This window comes from Bradyrhizobium sp. G127 (assembly GCF_021502575.1).
Taxonomy (GTDB): Bacteria; Pseudomonadota; Alphaproteobacteria; order Rhizobiales; family Xanthobacteraceae; genus Afipia.
Window position 1 is genome coordinate 2,483,645 of sequence record NZ_JAKFGN010000001.1, and the last position, 20,415, is coordinate 2,504,059.

15 protein-coding genes are annotated in these 20,415 nt (G+C 61.1%); 5 read left to right on the forward strand and 10 right to left on the reverse strand.

Going from position 1 to position 20,415, the window contains the following annotated elements; all coding sequences use genetic code 11:
- Positions 1-5: 5 nt before the first annotated feature.
- The 9 genes from aat to LVY71_RS11815 all read right to left on the reverse strand — a co-directional run bounded on the left by aat (position 6) and on the right by LVY71_RS11815 (position 8,903).
- Positions 6-677, reverse strand: a complete 672-nt coding sequence (gene aat, locus LVY71_RS11775; protein WP_235099941.1) for a leucyl/phenylalanyl-tRNA--protein transferase — start codon at positions 675-677, stop codon at positions 6-8.
- Positions 678-714: 37 nt separating this feature from the next.
- Positions 715-1,800 (reverse strand): sensor histidine kinase, encoded by a 1,086-nt coding sequence (locus tag LVY71_RS11780; protein WP_235099942.1) that lies wholly within the window; start codon positions 1,798-1,800, stop codon positions 715-717.
- Positions 1,797-2,237: a response regulator gene (locus tag LVY71_RS11785; protein ID WP_235099943.1), complete on the reverse strand. Its 441-nt coding sequence runs from the start codon at positions 2,235-2,237 to the stop codon at positions 1,797-1,799. The genes LVY71_RS11780 and LVY71_RS11785 overlap by 4 nt, the downstream gene beginning before the upstream one ends.
- The gene (locus tag LVY71_RS11790) at positions 2,234-3,772 is read right to left on the reverse strand and encodes a sensor histidine kinase (protein ID WP_235099944.1); all 1,539 of its coding nucleotides are present in this window, start codon (positions 3,770-3,772) and stop codon (positions 2,234-2,236) included. The genes LVY71_RS11785 and LVY71_RS11790 overlap by 4 nt, the downstream gene beginning before the upstream one ends.
- Positions 3,773-3,944: 172 nt before the next feature.
- A complete protein-coding gene (accC, locus tag LVY71_RS11795) occupies positions 3,945-5,300 on the reverse strand; it encodes an acetyl-CoA carboxylase biotin carboxylase subunit (RefSeq protein WP_235099945.1) in 1,356 nt (451 codons plus the stop codon).
- Positions 5,301-5,416: 116 nt separating this feature from the next.
- Positions 5,417-5,914 carry an acetyl-CoA carboxylase biotin carboxyl carrier protein gene (accB, locus tag LVY71_RS11800; RefSeq protein ID WP_235099946.1) on the reverse strand — a complete coding sequence of 166 codons (498 nt, stop codon included), beginning with the start codon at positions 5,912-5,914 and terminating at the stop codon, positions 5,417-5,419.
- Between the two features lie 37 nt (positions 5,915-5,951).
- Positions 5,952-6,407, reverse strand: a complete 456-nt coding sequence (aroQ, locus tag LVY71_RS11805) for a type II 3-dehydroquinate dehydratase (protein ID WP_235099947.1) — start codon at positions 6,405-6,407, stop codon at positions 5,952-5,954.
- Between the two features lie 244 nt (positions 6,408-6,651).
- Complete coding sequence (locus LVY71_RS11810; RefSeq protein WP_235099948.1) at positions 6,652-7,416, reverse strand: DsbA family protein; 765 nt, start codon at positions 7,414-7,416, stop codon at positions 6,652-6,654.
- Between the two features lie 44 nt (positions 7,417-7,460).
- On the reverse strand, positions 7,461-8,903 hold the full coding sequence (locus tag LVY71_RS11815; RefSeq protein WP_502797575.1) for a M48 family metalloprotease: 1,443 nt from the start codon (positions 8,901-8,903) through the stop codon (positions 7,461-7,463).
- 395 nt (positions 8,904-9,298) lie between these two features.
- Between LVY71_RS11815 and LVY71_RS11820 the strand changes: the two genes are divergently transcribed.
- Positions 9,299-10,417 (forward strand): pyridoxal phosphate-dependent aminotransferase, encoded by a 1,119-nt coding sequence (locus tag LVY71_RS11820; RefSeq protein ID WP_235100096.1) that lies wholly within the window; start codon positions 9,299-9,301, stop codon positions 10,415-10,417.
- Positions 10,418-10,493: 76 nt separating this feature from the next.
- Here the strand turns inward: LVY71_RS11820 and LVY71_RS11825 are convergent, their stop codons facing one another.
- Positions 10,494-13,448 carry an Rne/Rng family ribonuclease gene (locus LVY71_RS11825; RefSeq protein WP_235099949.1) on the reverse strand — a complete coding sequence of 985 codons (2,955 nt, stop codon included), beginning with the start codon at positions 13,446-13,448 and terminating at the stop codon, positions 10,494-10,496.
- Positions 13,449-14,143: 695 nt separating this feature from the next.
- Here LVY71_RS11825 and LVY71_RS11830 point away from each other — a divergent pair.
- From LVY71_RS11830 to LVY71_RS11845, 4 genes are all read left to right on the forward strand, one after another.
- The gene (locus LVY71_RS11830) at positions 14,144-15,442 is read left to right on the forward strand and encodes an N-acetylmuramoyl-L-alanine amidase (RefSeq protein WP_502797561.1); all 1,299 of its coding nucleotides are present in this window, start codon (positions 14,144-14,146) and stop codon (positions 15,440-15,442) included.
- A 189-nt stretch (positions 15,443-15,631) separates the two neighbouring features.
- Complete coding sequence (locus LVY71_RS11835; RefSeq protein WP_235099950.1) at positions 15,632-18,124, forward strand: penicillin-binding protein 1A; 2,493 nt, start codon at positions 15,632-15,634, stop codon at positions 18,122-18,124.
- Positions 18,125-18,253: 129 nt separating this feature from the next.
- Positions 18,254-19,385, forward strand: a protein-coding gene (gene prfB, locus LVY71_RS11840) for a peptide chain release factor 2 (protein ID WP_235099951.1) whose coding sequence is annotated in 2 segments (ribosomal slippage) — positions 18,254-18,322 and positions 18,324-19,385 — 1,131 coding nt in all. Because the reading frame shifts where the segments join, the coding sequence is not laid out codon by codon here.
- An 85-nt stretch (positions 19,386-19,470) separates the two neighbouring features.
- On the forward strand, positions 19,471-20,409 hold the full coding sequence (locus tag LVY71_RS11845) for a DMT family transporter (RefSeq protein ID WP_235099952.1): 939 nt from the start codon (positions 19,471-19,473) through the stop codon (positions 20,407-20,409).
- Positions 20,410-20,415: the final 6 nt, after the last annotated feature.

Here is a 20,415-nt window from a genome sequence, read left to right on the forward strand (position 1 = left end):
AGAGATTAGCCTCGCAGGTGTGCGAGCGCCTCTGCGCCCGTGACGGGGCGATCTGCAGGCAACGCGAAGAAATCGCCATGTCCGGTGATGGCTTCATCGAGCAGCGCACGATAGCGCCGCCGCGGAATCTCCACGGCGCCAAACGTGCGCAAATGATCCGTGACGAACTGGGTGTCAAGCAGCACGTAACCACCCGCGATGAGCCGAGCGACGAGATGCACCAGCGCCACTTTTGAAGCGTCGCGTGCAGTGTGGAACATGCTCTCGCCGAAGAACGCACGGCCGAGACTGACCCCGTAAAGTCCGCCGACTAGTTCGTCGCCCAGCCAGGCCTCGACGCTGTGGCAGTAACCGAGATCATGGAGCGACGTGTAGAGATCGCGAATGCGGCCATTGATCCAGGTGTCATCACGACCGGGCTGCGGTGCGGCGCATCCGGCGAGGGTGCGCTTGAACGCTGTATTGATGGTAACGCGGAAGGTATCCGCCCGAACGGTGCGGGCAAGACGGGACGTGACGCGAAAGCGGTCGAGCGGAATGACGCCACGTTGTTCGGGTTCGACCCAGAAGATCGTCGGATCGTCGGCGCTTTCCGACATCGGGAAGATGCCGCAGGCATAGGCACGGAGCAGAATGCTTGGCGTAATTTCCGAAGATGCAGCGTCGCGCGAGCTCATGCGCAACCCTAGCAGGTCGCAACGGTCTCCGCGACTGTCAAGCCGCGCCAGCGGACTGTTGTGCCGACGCGGCCATATCCTTCAGCCGCAGCACGATGCGGGTGCCGGAGTGGGACGGATCGCGCTCGGCATGGGTTTCGAGCTTGGCCGCCATGGCGCTGACGATACGCTGGCCCATGCCAGTGGATTGAGGGTTCTCCTTGACCTGCAAGCCGACGCCGTCATCGGAAATTGTCAGAACGAGTCCATCGGCGCACGATCGCAATTCAACATGAATCGGACCGGCCCCGTCCGGGTAGGCGTATTTGACGGCGTTCATCACCAGTTCGTTGACAATGATACCGATCGCGACCGCGCGATCCGGATCAATCTCCACCGGCTCCGCTTTCAACGTGAGCCGTGACATCTTGTTGCCCTGGGCAGACCGCCGCAAATCCTCGAGCAGGGCTTCCAGATACTGGTTCAGCATCACGGTTTTCAGGTCTTGCGATGTGTAAAGGCGGCGATGCACCTGCGCGACCGCAGCGACGCGGCCCATCGCGTTGGTCAACGCGGCTTTGACGTCGGCATCGCCGCTGGAATTGGCCTGAAGGTGCAACAGCGAGGCGATGATCTGCAAGCTGTTGCCGACGCGATGGTTGACTTCGCGCAACAGCACCTCGCGTTCGGCTGCGAGTGCGGCATAGCGGTCGCGTGAGGCATGAACTTCGGCCTCCGCGTCATCGCGCGCCTTGCGGACGAGAGCCTGTTCCAGTGCGCCTCTCGCAGCGACATCGAGCAGGGCAATGAATTCGCCCTGCACGTCCTTCACCAGATAATCGGACGCACCGGCCTTGAGGGCGGTGATCGCGATTTTGCTGTCCTGCGAGGCCGTCACGAAAACGACCGGCGGCGCACCGGGAATCTTCAGTATTTCGGCAAGGGTCTCCAGACCATCGAGGCCGGGCATGTGCTGATCAAGCGCAACCACATCGACGCCGCCTTGCCTGATCCGCGCCAGTCCGCTCGCGCCATCGCCGGCATGCTCGACAGCAAAGCCTTGCCGCTTGAGCCCACGCTCAACCAGCCGCGCAAGATGGGCATCGTCGTCGACATACAGGATGAGTGGTGCTGATGGCTTCATGTGTTTACGGGCGGCACCTTGATGACTGAAAAGAACAAGCCGAGTTGCCGAATGGCGTTGGCAAAACTCTCATAATTTACGGGCTTGGTGATGTAGACGTTACAGCCGAGTTCATAGCAGCGCTTGATCTCCTGTTCGTCGTCAGTGGTCGTGAGGACGACGACCGGCGCGCACTTGATGTGGCTGTTGTCCTTGATCCGTTTCAGGATATCGATCCCGGTCATGTCAGGTAGATTGAGGTCGAGCAGGATCAGCAGCGCCTGGTCTTTATGTTCGACCGCAGAGCCATCGGTGCCGAACAGATACTTCACCGCATCTGTACCGTTCGTGAACGGAATGATCTCATTGTTGACGCCGGAGCGGCGGATATTGCGTTCGATCAGACGGGCGTGACCCTCGTCATCCTCGATCATGATGATTTTGACCGGCAGACTCATTCCTCTTTTCCTTGTGTTCCGAGATTCCATTGTGCGGGCAAGGCCACTGTAAATGTGCTGCCCTCGTTGAGTTCTGATGAAACATTGATGGTGCCGCCCATCCGGCGCACCAGCGCGCGGACGTGAGCCAAGCCAATTCCCTGGCCTTGACGATCCTGAAGACCGGCCCGGCGGAACAGATCGAAGATCCGTTTGTGGTCCTTGGGATCGATGCCCCGGCCGTTGTCGGACACCTCGATGATGACAAATCCGAGCTTGTTGCGGCCTTTGATCAGGATATCGCCCGGCACGCCCGGCCTGAGATACTTGAGAGCATTATCAATCAGGTTGGAGAAAATCTGTTCCAGTGCAAGACGGTCGCTGACGAGGCCAGGCAGAGGCTCGACGCGAATTTGCGCGTTCGCTTCGGAGGCCTGGTGAGCAACTGACGAGATGATTGTTTCGACCAGCTCGCGCGTGTCGACCGGTACCGGGTGAAATTCGCGGCGGCCTTCGCGGGTCAGATTAAGAATCGCCGAGATCAGGCGGTCCATCTTGCCTATTGAGGATTTGATGAAGCCGAGTGCTTCGGAGAAATCCTGCGAAAGTTGCTTGTCTTCTGCTTGAAGCTCAGGCGCATTGGCGGGATCTGTGTCGCCAATGGGCTCCGGAACGACCGGAGCCGTCGCCGCGGCACGGCTGTAGCGGGCAATACGGCTGAAGATGTCGTTGCGCAGCTCTTCGAGTTCGCTGGTGAAGCCCATGATGTTGACGAGCGGCGAGCGCAGATCATGGCTCACGATATAGGCGAAGCGCTGGATCTCCTCGTTCGCTTCTCGCAAATCGGCAGTTCGTGTTTCGACAATGGACTCAAGGTTGATGTTGTTTTCCCGCAGTTGATGCTCGGCATGATCGCGCGCCTGACCCGATCGTCGAATCAGAAATATCGAGAGCACCGCAAGGAAAAGCACGAGACCCGAACCCGTCGTTGCGACGATGGCGGCAAGTGTCTGACTGCGATCGGCGGCCTGAGTTCGCCTCTGGAACAGCCTGCCTTCCTCCGCGCGCATCGCGGTGGCGAACTCGCCTATGCGTCGAGCCGAGATGCCGCTCTCGTCGCGCAGCATCGCCACGCCACCCGGAATATCGTTTTGCTTCACGTAGTCGATGGCTTTTGAAAATTCCGCCAACCGTGAATCGACGGCCGCACGCAACTGTTTGACGTTTTCGACTTGGACCGGGCTATCGCTTGTCTGTTGGCCCAGCTTGGCCATGCCAGCGGGAATGCGCGCGACCGCGGCTTCGTGCTCGGACAGAAATTTGGGTTGCGACGTCAGCAGATAGCCGCGTGCAGCACTTTCCGCTCGGCGGATATCCAGCAACACCGTCGATATCTGGTTCTCGACTTCGACAGTGTGCACGACCCACGACGAATCCTCTTTCGAGCGATTGACCAGATAGATCGATGCCACGCTGATTACGACCAGCACCAGAAAGCCCGCGGACAGAAGGGCAATTTGCCAGATCAGGCGCCGACGGGCCGCTTCGCGCGTCACGTCGTTACTTTCCGCTTAACGGACCAGGGAAATGTCTGGAAACTCAAATTCATGCCCATGCAGCAGCAATAGCTTACAGCCGGGAGAACGCGCAAATACGAACTTGGTTCCATCGATGGAACGAGGAATGATGGCCGTCGTGTTTTACACTTTTGCTGAGAGGTGAAAGCGTTCAGGAGCCCTTGGTGTCGCCGGCGGTGAGGTAATGCTCAAGCCAGTGAATGTGGTAGTCGCCGTCGATGATGCTGGGCTCCCGAACCAGAGCCCGGAACAGCGGCAGCGTGGTTTCCACGCCGTCGACGACCATTTCATCCAGCGCGCGCCGCAGCCGCATCAGGCACTCACCGCGGGTCTTGCCGTGGACGATGAGCTTGCCGACCAGCGAGTCGTAGTAGGGGGGGATAACGTAGCCCTGATACACGGCTGAATCGATCCGCACGCCAAGTCCGCCGGGCGGATGGTACTGCATGATCTTGCCGGGCGAAGGCCGGAAGGAGACCGGGTTTTCCGCGTTGACGCGGCACTCGATCGAGTGACCGTTGATAACGATCTGGTCCTGCGTGCAGGGCAGGTCGCCGCCTGCGGCAACGCGAATCTGTTCGATCACAAGGTCGATGCCCGTGATCATCTCCGTCACGGGATGCTCGACCTGGATGCGCGTGTTCATTTCGATGAAATAGAACTCGCCGTCCTCGTAGAGGAATTCGATGGTGCCAACGCCGAGATACTGCATCTCGCGCATGGCCTTGGCGCAGGTCTCGCCGATCTTCGCCCGTGCCGCTGCGTTCAGGATCGGTGAGGGACCTTCTTCCCAAACTTTTTGATGACGGCGCTGAAGCGAACAATCACGCTCGCCGAGATGGATCGCGCCGCCACGACCGTCGCCGAGAATCTGGATTTCGATGTGACGCGGCTTGCCGAGATATTTTTCGAGGTAGACCGAGCCGTCGCCGAAGGCTGCCTTGGCTTCGTTGCTTGCGGTGGAGAGCGCCAGCATCAGGTCGGCCTCGGTGGGAGCAACCTTCATGCCGCGTCCGCCGCCGCCGGCTGCAGCCTTCACCAGAACAGGAAAGCCGATCTTCTTGGCGATGGCCATGGCATCGTCACCGGGGCCGACGCCGCCATCCGAGCCCGGTACCACGGGAATGCCGAGGCGCTTGGCGGTTTTCTTGGCTTCGATCTTGTCGCCCATCAGGCGGATATGTTCGGCCTTCGGGCCGATGAAATGCAGGTTGTGGTCGGCAAGAATTTCGGCGAAGCGCGCGTTCTCGGACAGGAAGCCGTAGCCGGGATGAACCGCGTCGGCACCGGTGATTTCACAGGCCGCGAGCAGCGCAGGCACATTCAGATAGCTGTCTTTCGCGGGCGGCGGTCCGATGCAGACGCTTTCGTCGGCAAGGCGGACATGCATCGCATTCGCATCGGCGGTCGAATGAACCGCGACGGTCGCGATACCGAGTTCCTTGCACGCGCGCAGCACGCGCAATGCAATCTCGCCGCGATTGGCAATCAGGATCTTGTCGAACATTGTGCCTGCCTTGTCCCGTCATGCTGAGGAGCGAGCACTTGCGAGCCTCGAAGGGTGACGGCGCCTGATCCTTCGAGGCTCGGGCTGAGCTCGCACCTCAGGATAACGGCGCGTTTCTATTCAATGATGACGAGTGGCTCGCCGAATTCGACGGGCTGGCCGTCTTCGACGAGGATTTGCGTGACCGTGCCGGCGCGCGTCGACGGAATCTGGTTCATCGTCTTCATCGCTTCGATGATGATGAGCGTATCGCCGACTTTCACCTTGCTGCCGACATCGACGAACGGCTTCGCGCCGGGCTCGGAGGCGCGATATGCCGTGCCGACCATCGGAGAGGGGACCGCGCCGGGGTGCTTGGAGACATCGGCAGGTGCCGGGGCTGCCGCCGCGGCAGGCGCCTGCCCGGGAGCTGCTGCCGGTGCGGGCTGGTAGGCGACCGGCGCCGCCGCTGCGATGCTGATGTTGCGCGCGACCCGCAGGCGCAATCCGGCACGTTCGATCTCGATTTCCGTGAGATTGGTTTCGTCGAGCAACATTGCCAGTTCGCGAATGAGCTCGCGCTCATCGGCCGGTTTTGCTTTTGGGGTAGATGTGTCTTTCGGCGAAGAGGCCATGTGAAATCCGAAACTTTCTTAATTGATAAACGGGCGATCAGGTTTGGGCCTGGGCGCCGATCTTGGCGGCGAGGCCGCTGATTGCGAGGCGATAGCCGTCGATACCGAAGCCGCACAAGGTGGCCACGGCGGCCGATGCGACGAAGGAGTGATGACGGAAACTCTCACGCGCAAAGATATTGGAGACGTGAACTTCCACAGTCGGGATTTTGACTGCCATGAGCGCGTCGTGAAGCGCGATCGAGGTATGCGAATAACCGCCCGCGTTGATGATGATGCCTGCGGCTTTCTTCGCGCCGGCCTCATGAACGAAATCGATAAGTTCGCCTTCGCGGTTCGACTGGCGGCAATCGGCGGTCAGGCCAAAACGTGCGGCGCTGTCGTGGCAGAGTTTTTCCACGTCGGCGAGCGTGTGACGGCCATAGGTTTCCGGCTCGCGGGTGCCGAGCAAATTGAGGTTCGGCCCGTTGAGCACGTAGATCGTCTTTGCCATCCGAAAACCAAATCCAGCAATGTCGGCGAAATGATGCGGAGCGCGCAGCTTCGGGCGGTTTATAGGCAACATGGGGCCGGTAGGGAAGCCTGAACGGCCGCTCCATCCCCGGTCAAATGGTTCAGAAATCACCTAAAAAGGCCGATGGAACGCGCGGAAATCGTTGGTTAACCAATCTTAAGGAATGTTAATGGCGGGCGCACCCGGGCCGTCCCACCGGGCACATGGTCAGTGTTTCTTCGGATCAGCACGCCGCCTTGCCGCAGCGGGCCTCGGAGATTTTCTTCGAAAGCCCCTCGACGCCCAATGCGCCGACCACCACGTCGCTGCCGATCACGTAGCTCGGCGTGCCGTTGAGGCCCATGTCTTCGGCGAGCTTGAAGTTCTCGTTGAGCGTGGCGCTGACCTCGGGGCTGACGATATCCTTTTCGAGCCGGGCCATGTCGAGGCCGGCATCCTTGGCGGCCGCCATCGCGCGAGCCTTGTCGGCCTGTCCGCGGCTGTTCAGCAGCTTCTGGTGGAAGTCGAGATACTTCTTGCCGGTGGGGTCCTGCATGCGAACCGCAACTGCGACCTGTGCCGCCTCCACAGAGCCCGGTCCTAACACCGGGAATTCCTTCAGCACGACGCGCAGCTTGGGATCTGCCTTCATCAGCTCCAGCATGTCGTTCATCGCACGTTTGCAATAGCCGCAATTGTAGTCGAAGAACTCGACGAAATTGACGTCGCCGCTGCGATTGCCGACCACGACGCCGCGCGGCGAATTGAAGATCACCTCTGCATTTCGCTTGACCGCGGCGCGATGCTTTTCAACTTCCACCGCCGTCTGGCGCTTGGTGAGCTCGGCCGACATTTCCTCAAGCACTTCGGGGTTCGCGACCAGATAGTCCTTGATGATCTTCTGAATTTCGCTGCGCTGGCTGTCAGTGAACGTCTGCGCATGCGAAACCACGGGCAGGCCAATCACGAGCGCGAAGGCGTAGGGAGCAAGAAAGCGAAGCGAGCGCATGAGATTTCCTTCGGGACTGTGTTGGACCGGGCAGGGGCCGGAGTTCAATTCTTTATCGGCTTCGTGTTGACGATGTCGTCGGCCTTGACCCAACCGGGGGTGCCGATGGCGAACCGCGTCTTGGCGCGCGAGGCGAGATCCCGCGCCGTCTTCTGGTCGCCGCGTAAAAAGGCCGCCTGCGCAGAGGCGAGATCGGCTTCCGCGTAATCGCCCTTGCGACCATAAGCCATTGCGAGCTGGGAGTATCCAAGCGCGGCTTCCGGTTCCCGGGACAATGCGGCGCGTAGAATCTTGATCGCCTCCTCTGCGTAGCCCTTATTCTCCGATGCCACCAAGGCCTGGCCAAGTAACATCTCGATGAGCGGCACGTTGCCTGATAACTGTACGGCTTTGCGGAGCGGGGCGATGGCCTCATTTGGTTTGCCGCCCTCCAGCAGCGCCTGTCCCCTCAGCTCGTAAAAATAAGGGTTGCTGGGCTGGACGCGGATCAAGGCGTCGATCAGGGCCAGTGCGTTGCGCAGGTCGCCGTGGCGATAAGCGGCGATGGCGCGGGCGTAGCGCGCGGGCAGGCTGTCGTTCGATGCCGGATAGCGGCGGTAGACGGTGTCCGCACGCTCCATGAAGCCCGATACCTTGGCACGCATCATGTCGTGGCGAAGCTGCAAGGCTGCATCGTCCTTCTTGTCCCAATAGGGACTCGATTGCGCCAGTTCCTGTAAGGCCCTCACGCGTTCGGCGGGCATCGGATGGGACTGGTTGTAAGGATCAGCACCGGCTGATGCGTAGAGCGATTGCTCCGAAAACCGCTTGAAGGTCTCGTACATTCCCTTGGCGGACTGCCCCGTGGCGTTGAGAAACTTCACGGCCGCCTTGTCGGCGTTTTCTTCCTGCTGTCTCTGGTAGGAGAGCATCGTGCGCATGATGGCGGCTTGTGGAGCCGCGACTGCTGCCGCGCCAGCATTTCCGGCGCCGGCTCGCCCGCCCGCAACCGCAGCTCCCAGACCGAGCAGCATGGCGATGATCATCTGGGTCTGCGCACGTGCAACCTGCTCGCGCAATTTTGAGAGATGGCCGCCCGCAAGGTGGCCTGTTTCATGGGCCAGCACGCCGATGATCTGATTGGGCGTGTCGGACTCGCGCAAAGCGCCGTAGTTCACGAAAATGCGGCGGCCGTCGGCGACGAACGCGTTGAACGTCGGGTCGTTGATGATGACGACCTGGATGTTCTGTTTTTCCAGACCGGCCGCGCGCAGGATCGGACGAGTGTAGTCACGCAGGAGCTGCTCGGTTTCAGCGTCGCGCAGCAGCGGCGGGCCGCCCTGTTGTGCATGCACCGGCCATGATGCCGCCAGCATCGCTGCCGCGGTCACCACGGCTGTCGCGCGCCGTCCCAACGACCGGCCAAACCGCAGGGCTGGCGCACGAATTCGCGATGCGCCGATACGCTGCGATAATTCGGCCGGCGCGGGCAGGAGGGCATTTGTCATGACTTGGTCAGCGGCATCGAGCGGTTTGCAAATTTGGCAATGGAGCGGCGACATGTAGGGTGCTAAATCAATATCTAACAAGACGCCGAATGCGGCAGGACAACGGCGCGGTATTGCACGCTTGGCTGGCGTGCCGCCCCTCCGGGAGATAGCAGATTTCATGCTCGTGTGGGGGGCGCAAGTCCGTATGACTTCTACAGCACGCACATTTTCGGATTTGCGAACCCAAACCACACGAGAATTGCAATTTTCCAGTGTCCTTTTGAATCCGAAGTTCGGTATGGAGAGGGCTGCAATATGAGGCGAACTTCGGATTCGGGACACTGGTTGTGACGCTCACAGACAAGGCAAGAGGCCTTTGGAAGCCTTCCACCCGCGGCAATGTACCGCCATTCATGGTGATGGACGTGATGGCCGCGGCCGCCAGAATCGAGGCCGCGGGGGGAAACGTGATTCACATGGAGGTTGGCCAGCCGGCGGCGCCAGCGCCCAAGACCGCCATCGCTGCGGCTCGCGCGGCGCTCGACATCGGAAAAATCGATTACACGGCCGCGGTCGGCATTCCATCATTGCGCCGGCGAATCGCGCGCCATTATCGCGAGACCTATGCGCAGGAGGTTGATCCCGCGCGCATCGTGATTACCACCGGCTCGTCCGGAGCTTTTGTGCTGGCCTTCCTGTCTGCATTTGAACCTGGCGACCGGGTTGCGATCGCGTCGCCAGGCTATCCGCCATATCGTCATATCCTGCACGCTCTCGGATGCGAGCCGGTCCTGATCGAAACCACCAGCGAGGCGCGGCATGCCCTCACCGGCGAGATGCTGCTGGAGGCGCATCGCAGGACGCCCCTGAAAGGCGTGCTGGTTGCAAGCCCGGCCAATCCGACCGGCACCATGATGACGCGCGAGGCGATGGCGGATCTGATGGCCGCCGCCGACAGTGCCGGCATCCGGTTCGTTTCCGACGAGATCTATCACGGCCTCGACTACGCGTTTCCAGCGGTGACCGCAGCGGAGCTTTCGCCGGAGGCGATCATCATCAATTCGTTCTCGAAATACTTCTGCATGACGGGCTGGCGCGTTGGCTGGATTGTCGTGCCCGAAGGGCTGATGCGTTCGGTCGAAACGCTGCAGCAGAATCTCTCGATTTCTGTGCCGACGCTCTCCCAGATCGCGGCTGAAGCGGCATTCGATGGGCGTGCGGAGATGGACGTCATTAAGCACGGCTACGAGGAAAACCGCCGGATCCTGATGGAAGGGTTGCCGAAAGTCGGGCTGACCGAGTTTCTGCCGGTCGATGGCGCGTTTTATCTCTACGCCGACGTCTCGAAATTCAACCCCGACAGTTTCGAATTCGCCAAGACGATGCTGCAGCAGGCGCATGTGGCGGCGACACCGGGGATCGATTTCGATCCGTTCCACGGGAAATCATTCGTGCGTTTTTCGTATTCGCGCTCGACACAGGAAATCACCGAGGCGGTTGCGCGCATCGCGCGCTGGCTCGGGACCGGTTGATTGTTGCCGATATAACCACCCACGACGAAAAACGCCCGCTTCGCAGCGGGCGTTTTGTTTTGCCTGTATTGCTCAGTTACTCGCCGCGGCGCGACCACCAGCCAGCCCGGCGCGGCGCCGGCTCGGGAGCGGCTTCAGGCTCTGGCGAAGCGGCAGGCTCGCTCGACGCCGGTGTCTGAACCGGAGCCGGGGCGGATTCCTGCTTTGAACTGTCGCCAAAGAAGAAGCTCACCTTCTCGCGAACGGTGGACCGTTTCCGCGGAGCTTCCGCAGGCCCATCTTCGGATGTGGAGACGGGATGTGAGACCGGTTGCGGAGAAGGCACCATCGGGCGCTCCTCGCGAGCCGGCTCGGACGGATACGACAGATCGGCGGCTGCTTCACTCACCTCGGATTCCGGCAAAGGTCCCAGGTCGTCAGCAATCGACGAGACGATTCCTTCACGAGGCTGGTCGCCTTCGGCCCCGCCAGGTTCGTTGCCCCCACGCCGGCGACGTCCCCCACGGCGGCCACGGCGGCGCGGACGGCGTTCGCCATTCGGCTCCTGTTCAGCGCGAACTTCGCCGTTTTGTTCCTCGGACTCGTCGTCGCCTTCATCGCTGTCACTGGCTTCGCCGACGGCGTCATCCAGCGGCGCAATCCCCGACGCGTCGCCCCGATCGGAAGCCTGCGCGCCTTCGCGGGCTTCTCCGCCACGCCCACGCCGCCGGCGGCGGCGTTTGCGGCGCGGACCTTCCTCGCCTTCAGCGACGGGGGCACCTTCCGCAGGTGTCGTCTCGGCCGCTTCCTCGTCGTCGCCTTCGAACTCCGCCTCGGCTTCGAATGTTTCGTCTTCCACGTACTCGTAGGTGTCTTCCACGGCAGCAGGGAAGGCTGCGACCTGTGCCGCTAGGATTGCCTTGGCAGCTTCCAGCGTATGCACGGCTTCGCCACGATCGATGACGAAGGACTGTTGACCGCTGATGGTCGGATCGGCGATCACGGCGAGCGTGACCTTAAAGCTGTTTTCAAGATCGCGCAGATGGCCACGCTTGTGGTTCAGCACATAGAGCGCGACATCGGTCCGCGTGCGCACGGTGAGATTGTGGGTCGGCCCCTTCATCAGGGTTTCTTCCAGGCCGCGCAGCAGTTGCAGGGCGACGGATGAAACCGAGCGGACATGTCCGGAGCCGCCGCAATGCGGGCAGGGCTCGGTGGAGCTTTCCAGCACGCTGGCACGGATGCGCTGGCGCGACATTTCGAGCAGGCCGAAATGCGAGATCCGGCCGACCTGGATGCGCGCGCGATCCTGCCGCAGGCAATCGCTCATCTTGCGTTCGACGGCGCGGTTGTTGCGCTTCTCGTCCATGTCGATGAAGTCGATGACGATCAAACCCGCGAGATCGCGCAGACGGAGCTGCCGTGCGACTTCCTCGGCTGCTTCAAGATTGGTCTTGAGCGCGGTGTCCTCGATGTGATGTTCGCGCGTGGACCGGCCCGAGTTGACGTCGATCGAAACCAGCGCTTCGGTCTGGTTGATGACGATGTAACCGCCGGATCGCAACGTCACCGTCGGCGAGAACATCGCGTCGAGCTGGCTCTCGACGCCCATGCGCGAGAACAGCGGCTGGCCGTCCCGGTACTGCTTCACCGCCCGCACATTGGTCGGCATCAGCATCTTCATGAAGTCGCGCGCCTCGTTGTAACCGGCCTCGCCGGCGACCAGGACTTCGTCGATTTCCTTGTTGTAGAGGTCGCGCAGCGAGCGCTTGATCAGCGAGCCTTCCTCGTAAACGAGAGTAGGGGCCTGCGACTTCAGCGTGGTGTCACGGACGGTTTCCCACATCCGGATCAGATACTCGAAATCGCGCTTGATTTCCGGCTTGGTGCGCGAGGCGCCCGCCGTGCGCAGGATGATCCCCATGCCTTCCGGCACATCGAGATCCTGCACCACGTCCTTGAGACGGTTGCGATCCTGCGCCGAGGTGATCTTGCGGCTGATGCCGCCGCCGCGCGCCGTGTTGGGCATCAGCACCGCATAGCGGCCGGCGAGCGAGAGGTACGTCGTCAGCGCCGCACCTTTGTTGCCGCGCTCCTCTTTCACAACCTGAACCAGCATCACCTGGCGGCGCTTGATAACTTCTTGAATCTTGTACTGACGGCGTGGGCGGAAGGCGCGTTCCGGCACTTCTTCCAGCACATCGTCGCCACCAACTGACTCGACGACATCTTCTTCGGCGTCGTCGCCGTCTTCATCGTCCTCGCCGTCGTCATCCGCATCGTCGGCGTGACGCTCTTCCTGATGCTCGTCGCCGTGAGCGGCGATGCTGTCGCGAGATTCGTTATCGTCGTGATGGTTATGTTCGCCGTCATTCGCGTGGTCGTCGGACGACTGCGGCGGAGCGGCTTCTGCTGCGGATTGTTCTGGGGATGCTGCTACGACGTGTTCCGCATCGTCGGCGTGATGTTCTTGCTGGTGGTCGTCGCCACGCGGAGCCACCGCCGCGACCTCATGAGCTTCTTCGTGCTCGGGCGCATCGGCATGATGTTCGTAGTCGACATGCGCGTCGTCGTGGGGATGGTCCGGCGTGTGATCGCCCACCTGCGCAGTATCCGCTTCCGGTGCACCAGCCTCCGTCTCCGGGCCGGTGCCCTCGATGATCTCGCTCTGCACCCGCTCGCCGCTGCTGCGTCGCCGAGAATTGCGATGGCGGGACCGGCGGCGGCTGGAACGGTTTTCTGATTCTTCCTCGGCCTCGCGATGCGCGCGCTCGTCGGCCTCGATCAGCGCTTGGCGATCGGCAACCGGGATTTGATAATAGTCGGGATGGATTTCGCTGAAGGCGAGAAAGCCATGCCGATTGCCGCCATACTCGATGAAGGCGGCCTGCAGCGACGGCTCGACGCGCGTGACCTTGGCGAGATAGATGTTCCCGCGCAGTTGCTTGCGCTGCGCAGACTCGAAATCAAATTCCTCGACGCGATTTCCGCGCACCACAACCACCCGGGTCTCTTCCGGATGGGTGGCATCGATCAGCATTTTGTTGGGCATTTTGGAACTCATGACGGCGAACGGGACGCTCGACGGCCAGCGCAGCGCGCTTGGCCGGGGCACGTAACGGTCCACCTGATTCGGGGGTGAGGGGAAGGCCGAAACGCCGCCCGAAGCACCGTGCCGATCGCAACGCCAGCGGAACGCGACGCGGAGATGCGCGTCGTATCGATGTTGGCATTGACGGGATTTCGATACTGATCCCGTTCGGCTTTGGAGTCTGGCGCATCAAGCGTCGGCCCGTCTAATTCAATGTGGCGGCAAAGTTGCTGCCGTATCCTGCCGCTGACGTGCCAGCGGTTGGTTGCTGGCAGTGCCAACGCGGCGCAACAGCGCGCGCTGGCTCTCGATGGTCCGCAGCCTCGCGACTACGTTCGCCGGTTATGAGGTAGCCGCTCGGGCTGGTTACCGCCGCTCCGCTTCAGCCGCGCGATGCGCTGGCTGTGGAGGGTCGGAAGGTACACTAGAACCTCAAGGAAGTAATTTGAGGATCTGGCGCTGCACCGGGAAGCTGAACGCGACACAACCGCAAGTTTAAACCGTCAGCCCCTCCTACATACGTCGGATGTGTCTCTCTGGCAAGGGAAGCGTCACAGCGCTGCAACACAACGGGGTAATCGTTCGGGGGGCAGTAAGCGGCTGTTAACTGTGCGGTTCTATTGCGTTATGAGGGCTGTCGGGAGGCATCGGATTCGTTGACGAGCCGCTTGAATCATTACGTATTGCTGGCGATTGCATCGGTGTGCAGTGCGGCATTTGTCTGCATGGTGCCGGCTGCGGCGGTCGCGGTCGAATCCCAGCGACCACAGCTCGCGGTTGCGGCGGCCTTTCCAGTCGCCTCCGACGTGCGGGTCGCGGGCGACGATAGGCAGACGCGTTTTATTCTCGATCTCGATCGCAAGATTGACGCCCGCGCGTTCGTGCTCGGCGATCCTTATCGCGTGGTCGTGGATATTCCCCAAGTGACCTTCAATCTTCCCGCCGGTTCGGGAACGGCTGGGCGGGGATTGATCCGCGCCTTCCGCTACGGGCTTGTCATGCCGGGCGGTTCACGGGTTGTTTTCGATCTGAGCGGTCCGGCGAAGATCGAAAAGTCCTATGTGATGGAGGCTGCGAACGGGCAGCCGGCCCGGCTCGTTGTTGAACTGGCCGCGGTTGAACGCTCGGCCTTCAGGCCATCGCATCCCGGGGACGAGCCACCGCAATTGCGGCCAGCTATCGTTGCCGACGTAAGCGGAACGGCTATGGAGACGACGGGCAGCGCCAAAACCGGAAAAACCGTCGATCCGCGTCCGGTTGTCGTGATCGACCCGGGTCATGGTGGCGTGGACAACGGGACCCAGGCCGCCACGGGCGAGAGCGAAAAGTCGCTGGTGCTGGATTTCGCCAAGGCGCTGCGGGACAGAATAGAGAAGAGCGGCAAGTTTCGCGTGGTGATGACACGTGACGATGACACTTTCGTCCCGCTCGGAGATCGAGTGAAGATCGCGCGCACCAATATGGCGGCGCTGTTCGTCTCCATTCACGCCGACGCACTGCCAAAGCGCGAAGGGGACGCACAAGGCGCCACGATCTATACGCTTTCAGAGAAGGCTTCCGACGCCGAAGCCGAAAAGCTCGCCGAGGCCGAGAACAAGGCCGATGCCATTGCCGGCATCAACCTGACTGAGGAACCGGCAGAGGTCGCGGATATCCTGATCGATCTGACGCAGCGGGAGACGCGAACGTTTTCAAGCCGTTTCGCAAAAATGCTCGCCACCGAAATGAAGACCGTGGCGCGGATGCACAAGCATCCGCTGAAATCGGCAGGCTTCAAGGTTCTCAAAGCCCATGACGTTCCTTCGGTCCTCGTCGAACTGGGCTATGTGTCCAACAAGGACGACCTCCAGCATCTTGTCTCGGAAAGCTGGCGGTCGCGTACAGTCGGGTCGGTCGCGCAGGCGGTGGACGCCTTCCTCGGCAAGCGCGTGGTTTCCGCCAGCCCCTCCAACTGATCCTCTACGCTTGAATTCGCAGGGTAATTGCCGCCAAAGCCCTAGTTTGGCCACAGCCGCGGCCCTATAGAAATTCGGCTTGGGACCGGATCAGAATCGATCCATTCGCCAGTAGCGAATGGTATAGTTTGGTTTGGGTACCCGGTGTGCGCCTCGGATCGCCCCAGACGCTTAGGACGGATACTGACGATGCGCTTGCTGTTGCGGTTTATGGGCTTTTTGTTTGCGGCAGGAACGATCGTGTTCCTCGTCGGCGTTGCCGCCGTGGCAGGCCTGATCTGGCATTTTTCGAAAGATTTGCCGGACTATTCGCAATTGCAGGACTACGAACCGCCCGTGATGACCCGGGTCCATGCGGCGGACGGCGCACTGCTCGGAGAATACTCGAAGGAACGCCGGCTCTATCTTCCAATCCAGGCGATCCCGAAGCCCGTCATCAACGCGTTCCTCGCGGCGGAAGACAAGAACTTCTATGAACACGGCGGCATCGACTTTACGGGCATGGCGCGCGCCGCCGTTCTGTACGCGCAGAACTACGGTTCCAATCGTCGTCCGCAGGGCGCATCCACCATCACCCAGCAGGTCGCAAAGAACTTCCTTCTGACAAACGAAGTGTCCTTCAACCGCAAGATCAAGGAAGCTCTGCTGGCGATGCGCATTGAGCGCACCTACACCAAGGACAAGATCCTCGAGCTGTATCTCAACGAAATCTATCTCGGCCTCGGCGCATACGGCATTGCGGCGGCTTCGCTGGTTTATTTCGACAAGTCGGTGAACGAACTCACCATTGCTGAAGCATCCTATCTGGCGGCATTGCCGAAGGCGCCTGCGGCGCTGCATCCGGTTCGCAACCGTGATCGCGCTATCGAGCGCCGCAACTACGTGATCGATCGGTTGCTGGAGAACGGCTGGATCAAGCCCGCGGATGCCGTTGCCGCGCGTAAAGAGCCGATGATCGTCACGAGCCGCACCAATGCGGCGCACATTTTCGCCGGCGAATATTTCGCCGAAGAAGTTCGCCGCGATATCTTCGAGCGGTATGGTGAGAAGAAACTCTACGAAGGTGGCCTTTCGGTCCGCACCACACTCGACCCCAAACTTCAAGTAATGGCCCGCAAGTCGATGGTGGCCGGCCTCGTCAATTTTGACGAGGCGCAGGGCTGGCGCGGCGCGCAGAACAAGATCGACATCACCGGCGACTGGGGCGTGAAACTCGCTGAAGTGAAGTCGCTTTCGGATATTTCCCCGTGGCGCATGGCGGTGGTTCTGGAGACCAGCGATCAGTCGGCGCGGATCGGTTTTCAGCCGGGCCGCGAGCTTGGCGGCGCGGTCCTCAAGACGCGCGATACCGGTCTGATCTCGCTCGATGGAGTACGATGGGCGAAGGCTGCGTCCGGTCCGACGCGCTTCAAGACTCCGACCGCTGTGACACAGGTGCTTGCGCCGGGTGACGTGATCTATGTCGATCCGCTGCTCAACAAGGACGGCAGCAAGGTCGATGGGCAATACCGGCTGCGGCAGGTTCCGGAAGTCTCTGGCGCAATGGTTGCGATGGATCCGTGGACCGGCCGCGTTGTGGCGATGGTCGGCGGCTTCTCCTTCGACCAGAGCCAGTTCAACCGCGCGACGCAGGCTTATAGGCAGCCCGGCTCGTCGTTCAAGCCGATCGTCTATTCGACCGCGATGGATAACGGTTACACGCCATCAACCGTCGTCGTTGACGCACCGATTGAAATCGACCAGGGGCAGGGCGCGGGCGTTTGGCGTCCGGAAAACTACTCAACCGGTAAATATTACGGTCCGACCACGCTGCGAAACGCGCTCATCCGTTCGCTGAACACGGTCACCGTCCGCCTCGCGCAGGACGTCGGCATGCCGCTGATCGGCGAATACGCCAAGCGCTTCGGCGTCTATGACGATCTGCCGAACTATCTTTCGTATGCACTCGGCGCCGGCGAAACCACCGTGATGCGCATGGTCACGGCCTATTCGATGTTCGCCAATGGCGGCAAGCGCGTGAAGCCGACGCTGATCGACCGTATTCAGGATCGCTACGGCCACACTATTTTCAAACATGATCAGCGCGAGTGCCGCGGTTGTGACGCCGGCGACGGATGGAAGAACCAGCCGGAGCCGACGCTTGTCGATCGCCGCGAGCAGGTTCTGGATTCCATGACGGCGTATCAGATCACGTCGATGATGGAAGGCGTGGTGCAAAGCGGTACCGCAACAGTGTTGCGCGAAGTGGGCAAGCCGATCGCCGGTAAAACCGGCACCACCAACGACGAGAAAGACGCCTGGTTCATCGGTTTCTCGCCGGATCTGGTGGTCGGCGTCTACATCGGTTTCGACAAGCCGCGAAACCTCGGCAAGGGCGGCACCGGCGGCCATCTGGCGGCACCGGTCGTCCGGGACTTCATGAAGCTGGCGCTGGTGGACAAACCCGCAGTGCCGTTCCGCGTTCCGGCGGGTATCAAGCTGATCCGCGTCGATGCCAAGTCCGGTATGCGCGCCGGTCCAGGTGACGGTGGCCGCACCATCCTCGAGGCCTTCAAGCCCGGCACCGCGCCGCCGGACAACTACTCAGTCATCGGCGTCGCCGATGCCGAAGGGCGTTCGCTCAGCGTCTCGCCCGATGCGGACCGCGCCATCTTCCGGCCGGGAACGGGCGGTTTGTATTAGCGCAACGCAAAAGTGGGCACCGGTTTTGCGATCAGAATACGCGAACCTATAAAGTTGCACTGGCCGCCGTCAGCCGTTACATCCCTCACACCATTTGAATCGCGGTTTTTACCGCAAGCTGGAATTGTCATGCGTCCTGAAATCGAACGCCTTGTCGAAGAGATCAAGCAGTCTGCCGGGCTGCTGAGGAGGCATCTTTGACGTCGATGCTGCCACGGCGCGTCTCGCCGAACTGAACGCCCTCGCTGAAGACCCCAATCTCTGGAACGATCCGCAGAAAGCCCAGAAGCTGATGCAGGAGCGGACCTCGCTCGAGTCGCAGCTTACCGGCCTCGGCAAGATCGAACGCGAGCTCGAAGACCAGGTCGGCATGATCGAACTTGGCGAGTCCGAGAAGGACGAGGGTGTTGTCGCCGAGGCAGAGAATGCCCTCAAGGCGCTGAAAAAGGACGTCGCGCGGCAGGAACTGGAAGCCTTGCTCTCCGGCGAGGCGGACAAGTTCAATACCTACCTTGAAGTCCATGCCGGTGCGGGTGGCACCGAAAGCCAGGACTGGGCGTCGATGCTATTGCGCATGTATACGCGCTGGGCGGAGAAGCACGGCTTCAAGGTCGAATATCTCGAAGAGACCGAAGGCGAAGAAGCCGGCATCAAGTCGGCGACTGTTCAGATCAGCGGGCATAATGCCTATGGCTGGCTGAAGACCGAGGCTGGCGTGCATCGGCTGGTGCGCATCTCACCGTTCGATTCCAACGCGCGGCGGCACACGTCGTTTTCGAGCGTGGCGATCTTTCCGGTGGTCGATGACAGCATCAAGATCGATATCAAGGAATCCGACGTGCGCACCGATACGATGCGTTCCGGCGGCGCGGGCGGCCAGCACGTCAACAAGACCGAGTCGGCGGTGCGTCTCACCCATATTCCGACTGGCGTTGCCGTGGTCTGTCAGGCGGGGCGGTCGCAGCACAAGAACAGAGCGCAGGCGTGGGACATGCTGCGTGCACGTCTCTATGAGATCGAGTTGAAAAAGCGCGAGGAGAAGGCGGCCGCCGATCAGGCCGCCAAGACCGACATCGGCTGGGGCCATCAGATCAGGTCGTATGTGCTGCAGCCGTATCAGATGGTGAAGGATCTGCGCACCGGCGTGCAGACATCCGACACATCGGGCGTGCTCGACGGCGATCTGGATGAATTCATGGCCGCGACTTTGGCGCAAAAAGCATTCGGCATCTCGCCAGGCGCTGTCGAGGACGTTGACTAGCGCCTTCGCAAACGCTCCGGACGCACATCCGGGTTGCCGGTAAGCGGGTGGTTTCGCGTCGCCTCCCCGCGTATGCCTGTGCGTCATGACACAAGTGCGGACTGAAACCTCTCAGATTGAATTGCAGATCGATGCGCGCGACTGGGCGCGGCTGGTCTTTCTGTCGATGCTTTGGGGCGGCACGTTCTTTTTCACTGGCGTGGCGCTCAAGGAGCTGCCGCCGCTGACGCTGATCTTCCTGCGAGTCACGATCGCGTCGCTGATTCTGCTGCCGCTGCTCTGGAGCAACGGCATCAGGTTTCCCAAGGGTATTGCAGGCTGGCAGCCTTATGCGGTGATGGCGCTTATCAACAACGTAATCCCGTTTTCACTACTCGTGATGGCGCAGACCTATCTGCCGAGCGGGACGACGTCCGTTTTAAACGCAACCACGCCGGTATTCACCGTGCTGGTTGCGGCGGCGTTCGGTGCGGAGAAACTGATCTTTCGCCGCGTCGCAGGTGTGGTGCTCGGTCTGCTCGGCGTCGCCGTCCTGAAAGGCTACGACGTCGACATCACATCGCGGCAGAGCATCGGTATCGCGCTGTGTCTTGGCGCGACCCTTTGTTTCGGATTTTCGGCCTTGTGGGCCACACGAAAACTGGCTGGTCGTGCGCCGATCGGGACGGCGGCGTTTCAGTTGATCTCTGCGAGCGTGATGATGTGCGTTCTGGCGAGCGTCATCGACCGTCCGTGGCAACTCCAGATGCCGGGCCTTATGACATGGCTGGCAATTCTTGGACTGGCGTCGCTCTCGACGGCGCTCGCCTTCATCATTTTCTTTCAGATCGTGGTTCGTTCCGGGGCGAGCAACGTCATGCTGGTGACGCTGCTGGTCCCTGTCAGCGCAATCCTTCTCGGATACTTCTTCCTCGACGAGAGAATCGAAGTTCGCGAAATCGTCGGCGCGCTGATCATCGGGAGCGCGCTGTTGGTGATGGATGGACGTGTGTTTCGTTTGCTCCGCCGCTCCGGGGTGGCCTGAGCCGAG